Origin of the sequence: Thermochromatium tepidum ATCC 43061, assembly GCF_009664085.1 — a bacterium.
GTDB lineage: Bacteria > Pseudomonadota > Gammaproteobacteria > Chromatiales > Chromatiaceae > Thermochromatium > Thermochromatium tepidum.
Window position 1 is genome coordinate 1,382,217 of the sequence record NZ_CP039268.1, and the last position, 12,396, is coordinate 1,394,612.

Sequence of the window (12,396 nt, forward strand, 5' to 3'; positions counted from 1 at the left end):
GCTAAATTTTGACAATTTAGTTTGGTTGACCTCTTCCTGAGGATTCAGTTCGACCCGAAAGACTGGGCCAAGCAATGGCTAGGTATAGCACCATCGACCAAAGCGTGAGAAGGGCCGCGATATAGAGCAGTACTACCCCTACCCCATAGGTCCAGGGACCGAATACCGACTCGCGCAGGATCAGGATCACGATCGAGATCATCTGTGCCGTAGTCTTGATTTTACCAAGCGCGGAGACCGCCACCGCCGCGCGGGCACCGATCTCGGCCATCCACTCGCGCAGGGCCGAGACCGTGATCTCGCGCCCGATGATGACCATCACAGGCAATGCGATCAGCACCCGCGGATCGGCCTGCAACAACACCACCAGCGCCACGGCGACCATCAGTTTATCGGCGACCGGATCGAGAAAGGACCCGAGCGGCGAGGTTTGGTCCCATTTTCGCGCCAGATAGCCGTCGAACCAATCGGTCAGGGCCGCTGCGCTAAAGATGGCCGCTGCCGCATAGGGGGCCCAGGGCGCATCGAGATAGAAGACGACGACGAATACCGGGATGAGCAGGATCCGCAACAACGTCAGGATGTTCGGCAGGTTCCACATGGTGTCAGGCTTGGTCGCGATGGAAGGCGGCGTGAATGCGCTGGGCCAGTGGATGGCCGATCCCCTCGACCCTAGCGATGTCCTCGACCCCAGCGTGCTCCAGGCCACGTAGTCCGCCGAAGTGTTTGAGCAGACGCTGACGCCGTTTGGGTCCGAGTCCGGGGATATCCTCCAACACCGAGGTCAGGCGCGCCTTGGCGCGGCGCCGACGGTGGCCGGTGATCGCGAAGCGATGGGCCTCGTCGCGGATCTGCTGGATCAGATGCATGGCTGGTGATTCGCTCGGCAGTATAACGGGCGCCTCTCGACCCAACAACCAAAGGCGCTCGCTGCCTGGGCGTCGATCCGGCCCCTTGGAAACGCCGACCAGGATCGGGCCATACAGACCCAGTTCCTGGAGCGCCTCATCGACGGCGGCAAGCTGGCCGCGTCCGCCGTCGATCAGGATCAGGTTCGGGATCGGATACTCACCCTGCGCCACGCGCTTGTAACGGCGCGTCAGCGCCTGAGCGAGCGCCGCATAGTCATCACCTGGCGTGATGCCGGTGATGTTGAAACGCCGATAGTCGGACTTGCGCGCGCCCTCACCGTCGAAGACCACGCAGGAGGCGACCGTTTGCTCTCCCTGGGTGTGACTGATGTCGAAACACTCGATCCGCCTGGGGCATTCGGCCAGATCCAGAGCAGCGCGCAGCGACTCCAGCCGTTGGGTGTGGCCGGCCTGGCTACCGAGCCGCTGGTTGAGTGCGAAACGCGCATTGTCGCGCGCCATCTCCAGCCAACGGGCGCGTTCACCGCGTACCTGGATCTGGAGCCGAACCGCTCGACCCGCCCGTTCGGCGAGCGCGGCGCCCAGGGTCTCGGCGTCCTCTGGCAGGGCGCTTAGGATCAGGGTCTCTGGGATCTCGTGGCTGGCATAGAACTGCGCCAGAAAACCGGCCAAGACCGCGCCCTCGTCCATGTCTGGCGGCACCTTAGGAAAGAAGGCGCTGTTGCCCAGATGCCGTCCGCGACGGACGACGAACACCTGGACGCACCAGACATCGTCCGCGCGCGCCGCGGCGATGAGGTCTAGATCGCCGTCCTCGCCGATCACCGCCTGGCGTTCCAAGATCCGACGCAAGGCCTGGATGCGGTCGCGATACTGGGCCGCGCGCTCGAATTCGAGCGCCGCGGCCGCCGCCTCCATGGCGCCGATCAATTCCTCGATCACCTCTGCGGCGCGCCCGTCGAGAAACTTGAGGGTACGCGCGACGTCCTCTGCATACTGCTCGGGCGTGACCAAGCCCACACAGGGCGCGCTGCAGCGCTCGATCTGATACTGGAGACAGGGACGCGAGCGATGGCGGAAGACGGCGTCTTCACACTGACGCACTGGAAACAACTGTTGCAGGATCTGGAGGGTCTCGCGGACCGCCCAGGCGCTCGGATAGGGTCCAAACAGCCGCCCCGCGACCCGGCGCGGGCCGCGATAAAAGGCAAGACGCGGATAGAGATCCTGGGTAGTGAGCCAGATATAGGGATAGCTTTTGTCGTCCCGGAGCAGGACATTGAAGCGCGGCTTGAGCGACTTGATGAGCTGGCTCTCCAGGAGCAGCGCCTCGCCCTCGCTGCGGGTGACGGTCACCTGGATGTCGGCGATCAGGCCGACCAGACGCGCATGCCGCGGTGTGAGCCGGCGCCCGAAATAGCTGGCGACCCGGCGTCTGAGGTTCTTGGCCTTGCCGACATAGAGCACGCCGCCCTCGGCATCCAAGAACCGATAGACCCCTGGACCCAAAGGTAGCTCCACGAGCCGGCGCCGCAAGTCGGCGTTGGTTTCAGTGCCCCCGGTCATCCGCCAAGAGAGAAGAGATCCGCTGCTCCCAGGCCGCGGGTGGCATGGCGAGCTCAGCGAGCGCCCAGTCGCGCTGATCTAACAGATCCGGGTCATCCTCGATCCCCCGCCGTCGCGCCAACACCACCCGCGCCAGCCTGGCGACAGCGATCAACAGGCGCAACGATCCCTCAAACTGGGCAGGCGGTTCGAGGGCATACTGATGATAGATCGCCAAGACCACCGACTCGGGTAGATGCCAGGTTCCAGCCACCAGAAAGCCGACCGTGACGTGATCCGTACCCAGGATGCGACGTTCATACTCGATCAGGGTCTGAGGTGCGGTCAGGGCCCGGAGCGCCCACTCATTGCCATAGTCAGGGACCAGGTCTGCGAAGATGAGACAGCCGACCCCTTGCATCAGCGCAAACAGGGAAGCCTCATCCGGTTTGAGTTCCGGGGTCAGCGTGGCTATGGCTGCAGCGACCTGGGTTTGTTCTTGGATGAAGTCGAGGATCAGACGCGCCCCGCCTTCGTACTCGTCAAGCAGGCGATTGAAGGCAGCGGCTGTGACCAAATTGGTGAGACGCCGTAATCCGATCAGGGCCGCGGCCTGATGGACGCTGCTGATCTTGGTGCCCCGGCCAAAAAGCGGCGAATTGATGGTCTTGAGCACCAGCCCGGTCAGGGCGGGGTCCATGGCGATGAGGTTGGACGCGCGCGTAAGGTCGGGTTCGGAACGCCTCAGCTCCTCATGTAGGTTATGGACGATATCTGGAAGCTGGGGGAGTTTGGCGTGCCGCACAGACCGAAAGGCGGCTTCGAGATCGGTGCGGGGCGGATAGAGGGCGTGATACTGAGGGTTGGTTGGATGGATCATGTCAGCTCATCCCTTGGCGTGGTGGATGCGCCCAGAAGTCATCGAGTGCCGCGACCGTTTCGGCGAGCCTCTCCCAGTGCGGCAGTCCTCGGTGTGGCTCCAGGGTCACGCGATGCCAGGTCGGATGACGCACGATGAAGCTCGGCAGGCGTTCGAAACCGATGTAAGGATCCTGATCGGCGATCACCAGAACCGGGAGCTCCGTGAGCCGGTCGTAGAGTAGATCGATGGCGTCCGGCGTGAACAGACGCATGGCCAAAAAGGCCAGCGGCGCATGCGGCGCCCCTGGCTGGTGTGCCGTGGCCCAGGCATGATCGATCATCGCCTGCGGCACCGGGCCAACGAAGGAGCGATTGAGAAAGTGACGAATGCTCGGACGCGAGGCGACCAGGCCGTAGAACCATTGACCGAGTTTGGGCCATTGCATCAGGGTTCCGAGGGGGCTTGAATTCGGCAGCGGACGCCCCCCGAACCCGGTCGGCGAGATGAAGACCAGTGAGTTCAGATGCTCTGGGACCAGACGCGCAGCGCGCGCGGCGAACTCAGCGCTCAAGGACAGGGCGATCAGATCGACTGGTTCTACGACGACCTGGGTCAGCAGATCGGCGATGGCTCGGGCGTAGAGCTCAGGCGAATAGCCCCCGGTCCGGCGTTCTGAGTGTCCGAACCCGGGTAGATCCAGGCTATAGACCGGGCGCGAGAGGCGGTAGTGCTCAAACAGGGGTCGCATCTCGAAGCTGCTGGAGGCGGCATTGATGCTATGGATCAGCACCAGCGGACGGCCTGGATGGATCCGCTCGGCATAATAGGCCAGGCGCCAGCCATCGCGGGTGATAAAATCGCGGCGGGGGGCGGCGATGGCCTCTGGTAGCGTCCGCTGCCCTGGTGGGCGGAGACTCATCTGTGGGTACCTCCTTATGGAATGGCCGGCGGCGCCCTGACACAAGGACGCTCGACCCTCTTTAAGGGCGGATCGAGACATTGATACGGTTATTCTAACCGCGCCCTGATCGAGACGTCATGAAGTTGTATGGATGCAAAGTCCGGGTGGCGGATGCTCACCTTCGGAATCGTCGAATCTCCTACCTGGGGCGCTCGGTTTGCCCTTGTCGCCAAGGGTGCCTAACCTGCTAGGCGAGCACCCTGGCGTATCGCAGATCAGGATCCTCTCACATATATGGCTCAGCTCCACTCAGAAGCACCGAGCGATTGGCGCCGGACGCTCGCCGGGCTGCGCGACCGGCGCGTGCTGGTGATGTTTCTGCTCGGTTTCTCGGCCGGGATCCCTTTGCTCTTGATCTTCTCCTCGCTGTCACTCTGGCTGCGCGAGGCCGGGATCGAGCGCGAGACCGTCACCTTCTTCAGCTGGGCGGCGCTGGGTTACTCGTTCAAGTTCGTCTGGGCGCCGTTGATCGATACCCTGCCCCTGCCCTGGCTAACGCGCCGGCTGGGTCGGCGACGCGCCTGGCTGCTGGTCTCGCAACTGGCAATCATCACGGCCATTGTCCTCATGGCGCTGATCGATCCGGCACGCGGCGGCTCCAGCCTCATCCAGATGGCGTTCGCTGCGGTGCTGCTTGGCTTCTCCTCGGCGACCCAGGACATCGTGATCGATGCCTATCGTATCGAGTCTGCCCCGCCCCGGCTCCAGGCGCTGTTGTCCTCGACCTATATCGCCGGTTACCGCATCGCCATGGTGGCCTCTGGGGCAGGCGCCTTGTTTTTGGCCTCGACCTTCGGGTCGGAGCCTGGACATTACAGCTACAGCGCCTGGAGCACGACCTATCTGATCATGGCCGGCGCGATGCTGATCGGGGTACTCACCACCCTCACCACCTCTGAGCCTGAGAGCGAGCGTCCCCAGAGGCTCGCCCATGCGGTACCGGACTCGCTGCGCCTAGTGTTGGTGTTTGCCGGTATGGCCTGCGCCTTCGGCGGCGGGTTTTTCGTGAGCGGTCCAGTGCTCGCTGATCTCAAACACTGGCTCGCCGCCGGTGTACTCGGGACCTTCCTGCTGGAGGCCCTGCACCTCGGCCTGGCCTTGGTGGGTGCGGCAGGCGTCGGCTGGCTGCTGGTCCGGTTGGGTGCGATCGACCCGGCTCTGGCGCGTCGCGTCTGGATCGAGCCGGTGCTCGATTTCTTCAGTCGCTATGGGCTCAGGACAGCGCTGCTGCTGCTGGCGCTCATCGGTCTATACCGAATCTCGGACATCGTGCTTGGGGTCATCGCCAATGTCTTCTATCAGGATCTGGGCTTCACCAAGCCGCAGATCGCTACCGCGGTCAAGACCTTCGGGGTCGTGGTCGGCATCGCTGGCGGAGTGCTCGGTGGATTACTGGCGAACCGCTATGGGGTGCCGAGGATCCTGATGCTGGGCGCCGTCTTGTCGGCTGGGACCAACCTGATCTTCGTGTCCCTGGCCCAGGTCGGGGCGGACCTGGTCCTGCTCTATCTCGCCGTGGGTTCGGACAACCTGGCGGCTGGATTGGCCAGCGCGGCCTTCGTCGCCTTCATGTCGAGCCTGACCAATGTCTCCTTCACCGCCGTGCAGTACGCCATCTTCAGCTCGCTCATGACGCTCTTGCCCAAGGTGCTCGGCGGCTATTCGGGTAGCATCGTCGATGGCATCGGCTATCCGGGCTTCTTTGTCTTCACTACCCTGATCGGGATCCCAGTGATTGCGCTGGTCTGGATCGCCGGACGGCGGCTTGAGCTCGCGAGGGGCGCGATGCGCGATGCCAGATCCGGGTGATACCATAGCGAGTTTGCTAGCCAGAGAGGATAGACCCGATGTCTTACGAGAAGATCCAGGTTCCAACGCGCGGCGACAAGATCCAAGTCGATACCGATCACGTACTCAGGGTGCCAGAGCGTCCGATCATCCCATTCATCGAAGGGGATGGCATCGGGATCGACATCACACCCGTGATGCGCACCGTGGTCGATGCCGCCGTCGCCAAGGCCTATGGTGGCTCCCGCCAGATCCAGTGGATGGAGGTCTATGCCGGCGAGAAAGCGACCCGTGTCTATGGAGAGGGGGTGTGGCTCCCTGAAGAGACACTGCGCGCGGTCGAGGAGTTCGTGGTCTCGATCAAGGGCCCCTTGACCACGCCAGTCGGCGGCGGCATTCGCTCGCTCAACGTCAGCCTGCGCCAAGAACTCGATCTCTATGTCTGTCTGCGTCCAGTCCGCTATTTCAAGGGGACGCCGAGCCCGCTGAAGGCGCCCGAGCACACGGATATGGTGATTTTCCGCGAGAACTCGGAAGACATCTATGCCGGCATCGAGTGGCCGGCGGGCTCGAGCGAGGCCCAGCGGGTCATCGCCTTCCTACAAAACGAGCTGGGCGTGACCAAGATCCGGTTTCCGGCGACCTCGGGGATCGGCATCAAGCCGGTCTCGCGCGAAGGCAGCGAACGCCTGGTGCGCAAGGCCATCCAGTATGCCATCGACCAGGATCGCAGCTCGGTAACCCTGGTCCACAAGGGCAACATCATGAAGTTCACCGAGGGGGCCTTCAAGCAATGGGGCTATGAACTGGCCCAGCGCGAATTCGGTGCGGTCGAGATCGACGGCGGTCCCTGGTGTGCGTTCAAAAACCCCAGGACCGGGCGCGAGATCGTCGTCAAGGACGTGATCGCCGATGCCTTCCTCCAGCAGATCCTGTTGCGTCCAAAGGACTACGACGTGATCGCCACCCCTAACCTAAACGGCGACTATATCTCGGATGCGCTGGCGGCGCAGGTCGGCGGGATCGGCATGGCACCGGGCGCGAATCTGTCGGACTCGGTCGCCCTGTTCGAGGCCACCCATGGCACCGCGCCCAAGTATGCGGGCAAGGATCAGGTCAACCCAAGCTCGCTCATCCTCTCGGCCGAGATGATGCTGCGCCATCTCGGCTGGACTGAGGCGGCGGATCTCATCATCAAGGGGGTGGAAGGGGCGATCGCCGCCAAGACCGTGACCTATGACCTGTATCGTCTGATGGAGGGCGCGACCAAGCTCAGCTGCTCTGAGTTTGGCCACGCGGTTATCGGCAAGATGTGAGGCGGCGGTTTCTTAGAGGGATTTTGCCGAGATTTCAAACATTCAAAGGGACAGGATGAACAGGATTTCGCAGGAAGAACATGATTTAAGTCATTGTTTTTTAACATGTTAATCTTAAAAATGCTGTAAATCCTGTCCATTTGGGGATTTTTTGCGGGGCAGATCGTTATTTTAGAGAATGGCTTCTTACATGATGCGATGCACGTTGGCCGCGTGCAGTCCCTTCGGCCCCTCGCTCAGCTCGAACTCGACCTTCTGGCCCTCACGCAGGGTTTTGTAGCCCTCCATGTCGATCGCCGAGAAATGGACGAAGACATCCTCCTTAAGTCCATCCGGTTGGACGAATCCATAGCCCTTTGCGTTGTTGAACCATTTGACGACGCCGGTAATCATCTTATTCTCCTCTCTGGACTCCACACTTTAGGGTAATGGTTGGATCTCTGGCCGCCTCGGAGCGGCTTTTCGTTAGTGGATGGGCACGAGGCTGAAGCTGTACCCGCTCGGGTGGCCCTCTCGCACCCTGGGCAGACCGACCCGTCGGCGCTTGAATCCGACGAACGGCGCCCTGATTCGGTAGTATAGTGACTTGATTTCCATGGTCAAATGTGCATTGTTTTCTCCATCCATCAGCAGATCGATCCACCAAAGACCCATGACTCACCATCATCCAGGCGAGGAGCGTGAAGCGGACCTGAGCGTGCAAGAGGCCCGTCCCAAATTGCGCCGACCGCCTTTATATAAAGTTCTGTTGCTGAACGATGACTACACCCCGATGGATTTCGTGGTGTTGGTTCTGGAGACCTTTTTTGGTATGAACCGGGAAAAGGCGACCCAGGTCATGCTGCATGTGCACACACGGGGCGTTGGAGTCTGCGGAATCTTTACCAAAGACATCGCCGAAACCAAGGTGGCGCAGGTCAACGACTATGCGCGCGGTAATCAGCATCCGCTGCTATGCACCATGGAAGAGGCCTGAACCGCCGCCTCCACGACTGAACAGATCGCTTTATCGTTGAACCAACCCTTGGTAGAGGCCGATGCTAAGCAAAGAACTTGAATTCGCGCTAAACCGGGCCTTCAAGGAGGCACGGGCCAAGCACCACGAATACATGACCGTAGAGCACATGCTGCTGTTACTGCTCGACAACCCGAGCGCCGCCAAGGTGTTGCGGGCCTGCGGCGCGGATTCGGAGCGGTTGCGCCGCGAAATCTCGGCCTTCATCGACGAGACCACGCCCCGCATCCCGCCCAACGAGGACCGCGATACCCAGCCGACGCTTGGCTTCCAACGCGTGCTCCAGCGCGCCGTCTTCCATGTCCAGTCCGCGGGCAAGAAGGAAGTGACAGGTGCCAATGTGCTGGTGGCACTGTTCAGCGAGCAAGACTCCCAGGCCGTTTATCTACTCAATCAGCAGGATGTGACCCGACTCGACGTGGTCAACTACATCTCCCATGGCATCTCCAAGGTACCGGGCGAAAACCGGAATGAGGATGCCCATAGCGGCGGCGCCGAGCACGAAGATGCGCGTAGCGAGGAGAAGGACGGCACCAGCCCACTCGAAAGCTTTACCACCAACCTCAACGAGCTGGCGCGCCAGGGCCGGATCGATCCGCTGATCGGGCGTGGACCAGAGCTCGAGCGCACCATCCAGATCCTGTGCCGGCGCCGCAAGAACAACCCGTTGTTCGTCGGCGAGGCCGGCGTGGGCAAGACGGCGATCGCCGAGGGCTTGGCCAAAAAGATCGTCGATGGCGAGGTCCCCGAGGTCCTGAAGGGTGCCGTGATCTATGCCCTGGATCTCGGCGGTCTGGTGGCCGGAACCAAGTATCGCGGCGACTTCGAGAAACGGCTCAAGTCGGTGCTTGCCCAGCTCAAGCGTCAGCCGCACGCCATCCTCTTTATCGACGAGATCCATACCATCATCGGTGCCGGCTCGGCCTCGGGTGGGGTGATGGATGCCTCCAACCTGATCAAGCCGATGCTGGCCTCGGGCGATCTACGCTGTATCGGCTCGACCACTTATCAGGAATATCGCGGCATCTTCGAGAAGGATCGCGCCCTAGCGCGGCGTTTCCAGAAGATCGATATCGATGAACCCTCGGTCGAGGAGACCATCGAGATCCTCAAGGGTCTGAAATCGCGCTTTGAGGAACATCATCAGGTCAGCTACACCCAGCCGGCGTTGCGCGCGGCGGCCGAACTCTCGGCGCGTCACATCAACGACCGCCATCTGCCCGACAAGGCGATCGACGTCATCGACGAGGCCGGCGCCCATGTGCAGCTCATGCACCCAGCCAAACGTAAGAAGCGTATCGATGTCGCTGACGTTGAGGCGATCGTGGCCAAGATCGCGCGGATCCCCCCCAAGCGGGTGTCGGCCTCGGATGCCGAGTCGCTCAAGAATCTCGACCGCGATCTCAAGATGGTGGTCTATGGCCAGGATGCGGCCATCGACGCCTTGACCTCGGCGATCCGTATGAACCGCTCAGGGCTCGGTCACCAAGAGAAACCGATCGGCTCCTTCTTGTTCGCCGGGCCTACCGGTGTCGGCAAGACCGAGGTCACGCGCCAGCTCGCGCGCATCCTGGGCATGGAGCTGCTGCGCTTCGACATGTCGGAGTATATGGAGCGGCACACGGTCTCGCGCCTGATCGGCGCCCCACCCGGCTATGTCGGCTTCGATCAGGGCGGGCTCTTGACCGAGCAGATCAACAAGCATCCGCATGCGGTGCTCCTGCTCGACGAGATCGAGAAGGCGCATCCCGATGTTTTCAACCTGCTCCTACAGGTGATGGATCACGGCACCCTGACCGACAACAACGGACGCAAGGCCGATTTCCGCAACGTGGTGCTGGTGATGACGACCAATGCCGGCGCCGAGGAGACCTCGCGCCGTTCGATCGGATTCACCGAACAGGATCACTCGACCGACGGCCTGGAGGCGCTCAAGCGCTATTTCACGCCCGAGTTCCGTAACCGACTAGATGCCATCGTGCAATTCGCGCCATTGAGTGAGGAGACCATCCTCCATGTGGTCGACAAGTTCATCTTCGAGCTGGAGCAGCAACTCGAAGAGAAGAAGGTCAGTCTGACCGTCGATCAAGAGGCGCGCCGCTGGCTGGCCGACACCGGCTATGACCCCAAGATGGGGGCGCGACCCATGGCGCGGGTCATCCAGCAGCATATCAAGAAGCCTCTAGCCAATGAGCTGCTGTTCGGCGAGCTGGTGAGCGGCGGCTCGGTGCGGGTCTTCATCCGGGACGGGCAGGTCGCCTTCGAGATCAATGGCGAGGTGCGCGCACTTTGAGCCGCCTTGCATGCGCAAGGATCCAGGAGGCGCCCTGGGGTCAGTAGCCTAGCAGCGGCTCCTCGACCCCAGTCGGGGTATTCTGATCGACCCAGGGATGGACGTTGAAGCCGGCCGTCTCGATCATGGCATCCCGGCCCTCGATGAAGCTCTGTTCCTGGACGATCACCCGATAGGCCTTGTTGAGCTGCATGGCGCGCCCGGGCGAGGCATAGAGCAGGACGCTGATGTCTTCACGCAACCGTTCGAGCATCTCGGGCCTGAGCTCGCCGTTGGCGTTGAAGAAACGCTCGCGCACCTCGCGGTTCTGGCGGAACTCGTCGCCCGCGCCATTGGCCGCGAGATAGAAGGCATATTCCGGCTCACCATCGCGCCGCTGCGGCTCGGGCAGACCCTTAAGTCCCCTCTGGCTCCAGTGATGCCAGCCGCGCTGGAAGCCGTCGGCCCCAAGGCGGCGCGGAAAGGCGAAGCTCGAATCCGTGGTCGCACCCAGCCCGCCGTGGCAGCCGACACAGAAGGCCAGTTCCTCATAGCTCTGCGGGCGCAACTGCCCCTCGGCATCCTCGATCAGTCCCGAATAGACCCAGCCCTGGTCATTGCTGACCCCAGACTCGATGTTGCCCCGAAAGACCCGTACCCGATCGGGGAAGTCGTGCCTCTCCTTGAACTCGGCGGCCTGGCGGCTGTCGAGTTCGGCATAGCTCATCCAATAACGTTTCTTGGCATGGCGCACCTCTTTCATGCGCGCGGCAAGCTGGTTGTCGCCTGAGTCATCGACATCGATATAGCGCACCGTATGCAGGAACTCGGTGCCCTCCGGATAGAGCCCGGCGGCCAGATGAACCCGCCCGGCGCGTTGTTCCGCAAGCGCCTGGCCGACGTACCACATCTGGCGTCCCTCGCGTGGCGCCCAGTCGTAGCGCACCCACTCGGCAGTGCCGAGGCGGCCATTGCGATCGAGATCGACCCCACCGAGCCTGATCTCGTCCACCGGCTCGATCGGGATGTCGCGCCGGCGGATCAGGGACTCGATGATGGCCAGATTGGTCTTGTAGACAGTGCGGTCGAATTCACCGGCCAGATTGCGTCGGAAAGGCTCGTCCAATCGGATCAGCACATCATCGGTCGAACCATTGGTCGGCCAGAAGGTGCCGACAAAGGGGTAATAGCCGAAGGCACGCCAGCCGGTCGGCCGACCCTCCGGATCGAGATCGAAGCCCTCGTCGTCGAAGCGGAAATAGGCATCTGGGATATAACCGTCCCAGCGGCCGTTGTCATCGTAGTCCCAGTCTTTCGGTAGTTCGGCCAGGCGCTGGGCGGGGATGATGCGGCCCTCGGCATCCAGATAGTTGCTCTGACGGATGTAGGCGCGCATCTCATCATCGCTGATCGCGGCCATCGCCGCACGCCGATCCTTGTAGAGATTCTTCCAGGGATTCTCTTCGGCCGGCGCCGGAAAGCTGAAGGTCAGTTGCAGGTCCTGGTCGTTGAGATAGTTGGGTGGCTGCGATTGGGTGTGACAGGCATAACAGGGATTGTGGACCCGACCCTGGCCGTCGATCGTCTTGGTGTAGCACTGGGAGACGATGTGGGGCGTTTCGTTCTTGAGGATCCGCTCATCGAGCCCGGCGCTCGGGGCGGAATCGGCCCAGGACAGACCGAGCAGGATGGACAGCATGGCGGGAAAGCAGGAGGGACATGACATGGCAGAGGTACCGATTGACGCGAACGGCCTTCATCCATC

10 protein-coding genes are annotated in these 12,396 nt (G+C 62.1%); 4 read left to right on the forward strand and 6 right to left on the reverse strand.

Annotated features, from left to right (window positions below; genetic code table 11):
* Positions 1 to 16: 16 nt before the first annotated feature.
* From pgsA to E6P07_RS06365, 4 genes are read right to left on the reverse strand one after another with little or no spacing between them, the layout of a single operon-like run.
* Positions 17 to 601, reverse strand: a complete 585-nt coding sequence (pgsA, locus tag E6P07_RS06350) for a CDP-diacylglycerol--glycerol-3-phosphate 3-phosphatidyltransferase (protein ID WP_153974834.1) — start codon at positions 599 to 601, stop codon at positions 17 to 19.
* Between the two features lie 4 nt (positions 602 to 605).
* The gene (gene uvrC, locus E6P07_RS06355) at positions 606 to 2,438 is read right to left on the reverse strand and encodes an excinuclease ABC subunit UvrC (protein WP_153974835.1); all 1,833 of its coding nucleotides are present in this window, start codon (positions 2,436 to 2,438) and stop codon (positions 606 to 608) included.
* Complete coding sequence (locus E6P07_RS06360) at positions 2,422 to 3,297, reverse strand: HDOD domain-containing protein (protein ID WP_153974836.1); 876 nt, start codon at positions 3,295 to 3,297, stop codon at positions 2,422 to 2,424. The genes uvrC and E6P07_RS06360 overlap by 17 nt, the downstream gene beginning before the upstream one ends.
* 1 nt (position 3,298) lies before the next feature.
* Positions 3,299 to 4,198, reverse strand: a complete 900-nt coding sequence (locus tag E6P07_RS06365; RefSeq protein ID WP_153974837.1) for an alpha/beta fold hydrolase — start codon at positions 4,196 to 4,198, stop codon at positions 3,299 to 3,301.
* Positions 4,199 to 4,474: 276 nt separating this feature from the next.
* Between E6P07_RS06365 and E6P07_RS06370 the strand changes: the two genes are divergently transcribed.
* Positions 4,475 to 6,049, forward strand: coding sequence for an AmpG family muropeptide MFS transporter (locus tag E6P07_RS06370; protein ID WP_153974838.1), 1,575 nt, complete (start codon positions 4,475 to 4,477; stop codon positions 6,047 to 6,049).
* Between the two features lie 38 nt (positions 6,050 to 6,087).
* Positions 6,088 to 7,344: an NADP-dependent isocitrate dehydrogenase gene (gene icd, locus E6P07_RS06375; protein WP_153974839.1), complete on the forward strand. Its 1,257-nt coding sequence runs from the start codon at positions 6,088 to 6,090 to the stop codon at positions 7,342 to 7,344.
* Positions 7,345 to 7,530: 186 nt separating this feature from the next.
* On the opposite strand, the gene E6P07_RS06380 is transcribed toward icd, so the two are convergent.
* Positions 7,531 to 7,737, reverse strand: coding sequence for a cold-shock protein (locus tag E6P07_RS06380; RefSeq protein WP_153974840.1), 207 nt, complete (start codon positions 7,735 to 7,737; stop codon positions 7,531 to 7,533).
* A 259-nt stretch (positions 7,738 to 7,996) separates the two neighbouring features.
* Here E6P07_RS06380 and clpS point away from each other — a divergent pair, with 259 nt between their 5' ends.
* Both clpS and clpA read left to right on the forward strand, forming a co-directional pair.
* Complete coding sequence (clpS, locus tag E6P07_RS06385) at positions 7,997 to 8,320, forward strand: ATP-dependent Clp protease adapter ClpS (RefSeq protein WP_153974841.1); 324 nt, start codon at positions 7,997 to 7,999, stop codon at positions 8,318 to 8,320.
* 61 nt (positions 8,321 to 8,381) lie between these two features.
* On the forward strand, positions 8,382 to 10,652 hold the full coding sequence (gene clpA / locus E6P07_RS06390) for an ATP-dependent Clp protease ATP-binding subunit ClpA (RefSeq protein ID WP_153974842.1): 2,271 nt from the start codon (positions 8,382 to 8,384) through the stop codon (positions 10,650 to 10,652).
* Positions 10,653 to 10,692: 40 nt separating this feature from the next.
* Here the strand turns inward: clpA and E6P07_RS06395 are convergent, their stop codons facing one another.
* The gene (locus tag E6P07_RS06395; RefSeq protein ID WP_246172959.1) at positions 10,693 to 12,357 is read right to left on the reverse strand and encodes a hypothetical protein; all 1,665 of its coding nucleotides are present in this window, start codon (positions 12,355 to 12,357) and stop codon (positions 10,693 to 10,695) included.
* Between the last annotated feature and the right edge of the window lie 39 nt (positions 12,358 to 12,396).